The sequence below is a fragment of the Brevibacillus sp. 7WMA2 genome (genome assembly GCF_010748895.1).
GTDB lineage: Bacteria > Bacillota > Bacilli > Brevibacillales > Brevibacillaceae > Brevibacillus_B > Brevibacillus_B halotolerans.
In genome coordinates this window covers 4541320-4547500 of the sequence record NZ_CP048799.1, presented here as the reverse complement: position 1 = coordinate 4547500, position 6181 = coordinate 4541320, and the positions used below count along the sequence as shown (strand labels likewise).

Genomic DNA, 6181 nt, shown 5'->3' with positions numbered 1-6181 from the left:
TTTATATATGGTATCCGGTATGGTCTCAACAACATCCCCACAGGTGCAATGCCCTTCTTGTGGCAAAGTAACTAAAATGCTGGGAAAAGAAGATGCTTGCATGTTTTGCGGCCAACCACTTTTACTAGAAGAGGATACTCCAGAACCTCCATCTTCTCTTGAACAAAAGATACGTTCTTAAAGTAGTACAAAATCAACAGCCCGCCATGCTCTTTCCTCATCACATAGAATAAAAAAAGGCAGCGAGAAAATCTCCTGCCTTTTTTTCATATTAATTTAAATTGCTATGAATATGCTGCCAAATCTCTGGCTCCTCAAAGCCACGGCGCCATGAGGCAACTCCTGCCAGATCATATTTTTTGGAAACCTCAATCCGCTTTTTGAGTGAAGTCTCATCTTCTAGCCACATCTTGTATGTCGCGTTTTCTTGTTTATCAAAATAGCTCACATAATTTTGTCCAGTAGCCTCATCATAAGTGGCTTTTAGATTACGCTCCTCCATCCACTTTTTAGCCCCCGACATGTACAAAGCGCGTGAGGACACCTTTACACTACCATCATCTTGCTTTACTTCCTTCCATAAACGGGTGTAGAAAGGCATACCTAGTAAAAGCTTCTCCTTAGGCACTTCCGTCAACACTTGCTTCAAGCCGTTCTCTACCCATGGCAGTGACGCTACAGAACCTGCTACAGGGCTAGAGCCCCAATGTTCGTCGTAAGCCATCAGCATCGTGTAATCCACTGCTTCAGCTAAAGCTTTGCGATCTAAGAAATTAGACCAACGATCGCTCCCATGCATCATAGTAACATCAACAGACACCGTTAACTCCTGCTCATGTAAATATGGTGTTAATTCGCGAACAAATTGAACAAATCGCTGCTTGTCATCTAAATAGACATCCTCAAAATCGATATTGATCCCGTCAACCTGATACAGATTAGCATATTGCACAATCTGTGTAATCATCTTTTGACGAGTTTCAAAATCAGATAGCACTGCCTTAGTCCAGTCTGGATTAAATCCATTAGATACAACTGCCCATACTTTATATCCTTCGCGATGAGCCCATCTTACATAAGAAGCGTCTGCTTTATTGCCAACCGTTCCTTTGGCGTCTTTTAATTCAAACCAAGTAGGAGCTACCACATGTAATCCTGACATTTTAGGGATGCTATCCAATTTAGGATTTCGGTTAACCACTTGCTCCCAAACCACATTTAATTTTTGTCCGTCCGGCTTCCATGCAGTATTTCTTTCCTTTGGAGTATCAACATTCACTTCTACCTGATAAGAATCTAATTTCTTAACCTGATCCATTGGCAAATAGCCAAGAACCCCTTCATTCGATAAAAGATGATACCAGCCGTTTGTTTCGTTTAAGATTGTTACCTTTTGACCGTCTACAAGATCAGAGACAATAGGACTTTCTTTAGTTGCATCTAATCTCATTGGTAATGTCTTATCTTTTTCAGAGATAACCTGTCCTTGCTGAATGGTATCGCCGTTGTTTTCCACTGAAATAACATCTTTGCCTTCCATTTTCCGCAAATGAATACCATATATTTTTTCTAACGGGCTAACCGGAACATATTTTTCCCCGTCAATAATTGTGACAGGCACACGTAAATCAACTGGTTTTTTATTAACAAATGCTTGTAATTTTTCGCTCGGCATTTGGATCACTTTATCTTCGGTAGTAATGATAACAGAGCGACTAGGTTCATCCCAGAATAAGTGCTGGTCGATTTGTTCCTTTAAAAATGAAAAAGGTAATAGGACCTCGTCCTCTTTCATTTGATAGGATTGCAAAACTGCCTTTCCTTTATGTACGATTACCTGTTGGCGCCCATCATATGGAGTAACTCGCTGATGACTACCGTATTGTACATACATCCAGATAAAATATCCTACTACAGCAAGTATGACCAAAAATAGCAACTTAGGAAAAAGCCTATTCCTTCTTCTTTTTCGCCTTGGACGTTGTGACGTCTCTACATGTATGCTCATGACTCCTCCCAATGTATCTCAGTTCTGTTTGTTCTTCATTATAGAGACAGTTTTCAAAGCTATTTGGTTACAAACTTCTGTACATTTTGCGGTAAAATTCATAAAATGTCGAATCCTATTATGTATCGCCACTGGTTCCTTATTGCTCAGAATGCGGTTTAATGGAGCTTATACGTCCGCCATGTCAATTATGCTATCAAAATATACAAAAAAAGAACCCTGCACGTCTCATACAACTGACATGAAGAGTTCTTCCAAAACGCTTTGTTATTGCTTTGGCTTATTTTCTTGACAGCTTTGGCATACACCATAAACTTCCATACGATGCCCAGAAATATGAAAGTTAGCTTGTTCACAGGCTGCTGCCTCTACCTGAGACAAGTACGGGAAGTGAAAATCCTGAATAGCCCCGCACTCAGAACAAATAATGTGATAATGTTCATCTTCTACATTCGCATCGAATCGACTGGAAGCATCTCCGTATGTTAATTCGCGAACCAACCCCGCTTCTTTAAATACTCGCAGGTTATTATAGATGGTTGCCACGCTCATATTAGGAAATTTCCCTTCCAATGCTTTATAAATTTCATCAGCAGTTGGATGAGTCATCGTCTCAAGTAAATACGCTAATATGGCATGACGTTGCGGAGTCATACGAACACCTTGATTCTTTAAAATCTCGACAGCTCTCTCGACTTGTTGCATCATCGCCATGCACCTCACATAATATGACCTTTAAAAAGTAAGTAATTAGAAATATTCTTATCCGTTAACAATAATCTAATTAGAATTGTTATAAATAAGTGTACGCTGATTCTGGAGGTTCGTCAATAACAAGCTTGAATTTGGGGCTTTGTTTCCCTTATTAGCTTGTCCAAGCCTCACTTTTTTTCAAAAGTTACACGTAAGATGTCTTCTTAGCTGACACTCTTTGGCTTCTTGTTTACTTTTCGAGCTTTCTTACGTGTTGGGCATACATCCTCTAGGGGACAAATGTCACATTGCGGGCTTTGTGCCTTGCAGTGATAACGACCGAAAAAGATCATACGATGATGAGTGTCTGACCAATCCTTCTTGGGAATCTTTTTCATAAGAATTTCTTCTACCTGAACAGGAGTAGCATCGTCAGGACAGAAGCCCAATCGTTTCGATATTCGCTCTACATGTGTATCTACAGCGATAGCAGGCACCCCAAATGCAACACTGACTACAACGTTAGCCGTTTTCCGTCCAACACCAGGCAGCTTTACCAGCTCTTCATGCTTGTTAGGCACTTCTCCTCCGTATTCTTCTAACAAAAGACGACAGAGCGACTGGATGTGTTTAGCCTTGTTTTTGTATAGACCAATTTGTCTAATATCGTCTTGAAGCTCTTCTAACGAAACCTTTAAATAGTCTTCTGGGGTCTTGTACTTTTGAAATAGGTGTTCTGTCACTTGGTTTACTTTTTTATCTGTACACTGCGCTGACAACAGTACCGCAATCGTCAACTCAAACGCGTTACTATGAGTAAGCTCACAATGCGCATCAGGAAACATATCCGCGAGCGTCTGTAAAAATAATTTCATGGATAATCGACGCATTTCCTTTTCCCTCCTACTATACTCCGAACCAGTTTTACTTTATGCATGCGTTCTATTGTAACATATGAAAAAATTTGATGAGTCCACTTCCCCTAGGGAATTCCATAGTGAAAAAAAGGGAAGCGGGCACATGTAATAAGCGCCATGATATTTGAATGTAATTCGGCTAGGAAAATGAAAAAACAGGTAAATATAGGGATGTCATAGAATGATGAATGGACAAGAGGTGTAGAGGAGGAACTTTCGTGAAAGTATTGATAACAGGCGGGTCAGGATTTGTAGGTCATGGCATAATCGCCGCCTTACTAGAAGCTTCCCATGAGGTACACTGCTTACTTAGACAAGGCTCCGAATTAAAAATGAAAAAATTGTTTTCGAAGACCGATCATCTTCATCTCCATACAGGCGACATTTTTGCGATAGACTCTCTCCGTGCAGCTATGCGAGATTGTGATGCGGTTATTCATTTAGTAGGTATTATAAGAGAACAGGCTGGTAAAGAAATTACTTTCTCCCGCATTCATGTTGAGGGGACACGCAATGTACTGCAAGTGGCGAAAGAGCTAGCTATCCGCCGCTTTATATTCATGAGCGCGCTTGGTACGCGCCCTCAAGCTGTTAGTGGCTACCATCAGACAAAGTATGAAGCGGAGCAATTGGTGAGCGCATCTGGAATCCCTTATGTGATATTTCGTCCCTCCGTTATTTTTGGTCCAGGCGATGAATTCGTCACTATGCTGGCTGATTTAGTCCGCCTTCCTGTTACTCCTGTCATTGGAAGTGGTGCATATCTCTTGCAGCCTGTGTCTCGGAAAACAGTAGCAGAGGTGTTTACGCAAGCACTCACTAATGAGCTAGCTACTAATCAGATTTATGAAGTAGGCGGCCCACACCAGCTTTCCTACATGCAAATCCTACGGCACATTGGACATGCGATTGGAAAATCACATGTAAGGACGCTTCATGTACCACTATGGATGATGAAACCTATCGTTACGATGATGCAAGGTTTTTCCTTTTTTCCTATCACCACAACTCAATTAACAATGCTACAAGAAGGTAATTTTTGCGAAAATAATGAAAAATTATACCAAGATTTTCAGATTAACAAAATTGAATTCTCTTCTGGTTTATCCGAATACCTTTCACAGACTAGAACGAAGACCAGATAAATTGAAGGAGCTGGAATAAAAAACAGCCTTTCCTTATACACACATATAAGAAAAAGGCTGTTTGAGATTTATTCATGTAAATTAGGTTCACTCTCTCCTAACTGACTATTAACATACCGAGCTGCTACAAATAAAAAGTCTGATAAACGGTTTAAATATTTAATAGCAGTTGGGTTAATTGGTTCTGTCTCCATAAGCTGGGTTGCTCCGCGTTCAGCACGTCTAACTACCGTGCGAGCTACGTGAAGAGCAGCACCGGCAGGATGACCTCCTGGCAAAACAAAATTAGTCAGCGGAAGTAGCTTCGCATCTAAACAATCAATTTGTTTTTCTAAATAATCTACGTCCTCATCAACGATAGGCCAACCTACCTTTTTTCCTTCAGGTGTAGCTAGCTCTGCTCCAATATGAAATAACTTGGTTTGGATCAGATGGAACGTTTCTAACAACTCAGCCCACTTGTGCTCTTTAGGCAAAAAAGATACTGCTGCTCCAACATGCGAGTTAGCCTCATCGCACGTTCCATATACTTCTACTCGTGGTGCATGCTTCGGAACACGTACGCCATAAACTAAAGATGTTTGACCTTTGTCTCCTGTTTTTGTATAAATCTTCATGTCATACCCACCTTTTCTTCATTTTTATAAGCAACGTAAATAATTACGCTGGGCTAGCCACTATAATGAATTCAGTACTGGTTGCATCAAATGGAGCTTTTGCAAAGCTACCGTAGCGCTCTAAAACCTTAAAACCAGCTAAACGCAATAAATGATGCAATTCTGTCGGGAAGACGTAACGCAATGTAAAGCGTCCAGTTACACGCTCCTGCATTTTTCCATTCTGATCTAGACGTTCATAGCTACGTGTTACTTCTGCTACTTGTTGAAAATAATCGTAGCGAGTAAAATCATACATCGCAACTTCCTGTCCATCCCCTAACGGATACATGCCCCGAAGCGTCAATTTTTCGCTCTCTTCATAGAGATGCTTGATATGTGGTACAAAGACATTAAAGACTAGCTTACCACCAGGCTGAAGATGCTCTCGTATGCAGCGCAATGCCTTCATCTGTTCCTGAATATGAAGCAAATGTAAAAAGGAGCGATAGGGTATCATAATTAAGCCAAACTTTTTTCCTAAGGAGAACTGACGCATATCCCCTTGAATAAAAGACAAATGCTCGACCACACCAGCTTCTTCTGCCTTTGTTACGGCCTTTTCCAACATTTCCCGAGAAATTTCAAGCCCAGTTATGTCGATGCCTGCTTTAGCAAGCGGAATGGTTACTCGTCCAGTCCCACACCCTAATTCTAAGACTTCCCCTTTTGCTGCTTTAGCATATTCTTCATAAAAAGCCAAATCTCCTGCTAATCCTTGCTGTGTGAGATCATAATAGTCAGCCCAATGATACATATTCA

At 40.8% G+C, this 6181-nt stretch carries 7 protein-coding genes (1 of these 7 cut by a window edge); 2 read left to right on the top strand and 5 right to left on the bottom strand.

The genetic code is table 11. From position 1 onward, the window contains the following. Positions 1-181: the end of a DUF2614 family zinc ribbon-containing protein gene (locus GOP56_RS19665; RefSeq protein WP_003335390.1), read on the top strand. The gene continues 236 nt to the left of window position 1, outside the view; 181 of the gene's 417 nt are visible here — the last part of the coding sequence; its start codon lies beyond the left edge, outside the window; the stop codon is at positions 179-181. 90 nt (positions 182-271) lie between these two features. Here GOP56_RS19665 and GOP56_RS19660 read toward each other — a convergent pair whose 3' ends face one another. From GOP56_RS19660 to nth, 3 genes are all read right to left on the bottom strand, one after another. Further along, positions 272-2008, bottom strand: a complete 1737-nt coding sequence (locus tag GOP56_RS19660) for a glycosyl hydrolase family 18 protein (RefSeq protein ID WP_163246348.1) — start codon at positions 2006-2008, stop codon at positions 272-274. A gap of 267 nt (positions 2009-2275) precedes the next feature. After that, positions 2276-2716 carry a Fur family transcriptional regulator gene (locus GOP56_RS19655; protein ID WP_003335392.1) on the bottom strand — a complete coding sequence of 147 codons (441 nt, stop codon included), beginning with the start codon at positions 2714-2716 and terminating at the stop codon, positions 2276-2278. A 209-nt stretch (positions 2717-2925) separates the two neighbouring features. After that, positions 2926-3591, bottom strand: a complete 666-nt coding sequence (gene nth / locus GOP56_RS19650; RefSeq protein WP_003335393.1) for an endonuclease III — start codon at positions 3589-3591, stop codon at positions 2926-2928. 245 nt (positions 3592-3836) lie between these two features. On the opposite strand from nth, the gene GOP56_RS19645 reads away from it, so the two are divergent. After that, positions 3837-4763 carry a complex I NDUFA9 subunit family protein gene (locus GOP56_RS19645; RefSeq protein ID WP_163246347.1) on the top strand — a complete coding sequence of 309 codons (927 nt, stop codon included), beginning with the start codon at positions 3837-3839 and terminating at the stop codon, positions 4761-4763. 68 nt (positions 4764-4831) lie between these two features. Here GOP56_RS19645 and GOP56_RS19640 read toward each other — a convergent pair whose 3' ends face one another. Continuing rightward, positions 4832-5380 carry a cob(I)yrinic acid a,c-diamide adenosyltransferase gene (locus tag GOP56_RS19640; protein WP_003335396.1) on the bottom strand — a complete coding sequence of 183 codons (549 nt, stop codon included), beginning with the start codon at positions 5378-5380 and terminating at the stop codon, positions 4832-4834. 43 nt (positions 5381-5423) lie between these two features. Next, positions 5424-6176, bottom strand: coding sequence for a class I SAM-dependent methyltransferase (locus tag GOP56_RS19635; RefSeq protein WP_096888001.1), 753 nt, complete (start codon positions 6174-6176; stop codon positions 5424-5426). Positions 6177-6181: the final 5 nt, after the last annotated feature.

Bases quoted from the DNA above. Each gene is read 5' to 3' on its own strand.
- GOP56_RS19635 (WP_096888001.1), bottom strand. From the start codon at position 6,176: ATGTATCATTGGGCTGACTATTATGATCTCACACAGCAAGGATTAGCA.
- GOP56_RS19660 (WP_163246348.1), bottom strand. From the start codon at position 2,008: ATGAGCATACATGTAGAGACGTCACAACGTCCAAGGCGAAAAAGAAGA.
- GOP56_RS19655 (WP_003335392.1), bottom strand. From the start codon at position 2,716: ATGATGCAACAAGTCGAGAGAGCTGTCGAGATTTTAAAGAATCAAGGT.
- GOP56_RS19640 (WP_003335396.1), bottom strand. From the start codon at position 5,380: ATGAAGATTTATACAAAAACAGGAGACAAAGGTCAAACATCTTTAGTT.
- nth (WP_003335393.1), bottom strand. From the start codon at position 3,591: ATGCGTCGATTATCCATGAAATTATTTTTACAGACGCTCGCGGATATG.